Raw genomic sequence first — 407 nt, forward strand, 5'->3', positions numbered from 1 at the left:
TCCCTGAACGGCATGAATGCGACGAATAAGATTCAGTGCATCGACAATAAGCAAATGAACAGCCACGATAACCCCCTTAAAGATCAGGCGATAAGGGTAACATTCGATGCCGGAACAGGCTACGGCTGGATGAGAAATCGGGAAGAGGCCTCGCAAAACGAGGCCTCTGGAGAGCGATTAATCGCAGGCAACGATCTTCATTGCCAGGCCGCCGCGAGAGGTTTCGCGGTACTTGGCGTTCATATCTTTACCTGTTTCGTACATGGTTTCGATAACTTTATCGAGGCAGACGCGCGGCTCGCTGGTACGGCGTAGCGCCATACGTGCGGCGTTCACCGCTTTTACTGCCGCAATGGCGTTACGCTCGATGCATGGCACCTGGACCTGTCCGGCGACCGGGTCACACG

The 407-nt window shown here is 54.8% G+C and carries 1 protein-coding gene; it reads right to left on the reverse strand.

The annotated features are described in order from the left end of the window. Positions 1 to 177: 177 nt before the first annotated feature. On the reverse strand, positions 178 to 407 hold a 230-nt coding region (locus D3227_RS40805), incomplete at its 5' end, for an L-serine ammonia-lyase, iron-sulfur-dependent, subunit alpha (RefSeq protein WP_208646648.1).

It is taken from the genome of Mesorhizobium waimense (genome assembly GCF_003601975.1).
Taxonomy (GTDB): domain Bacteria; phylum Pseudomonadota; class Alphaproteobacteria; order Rhizobiales; family Rhizobiaceae; genus Mesorhizobium; species Mesorhizobium waimense.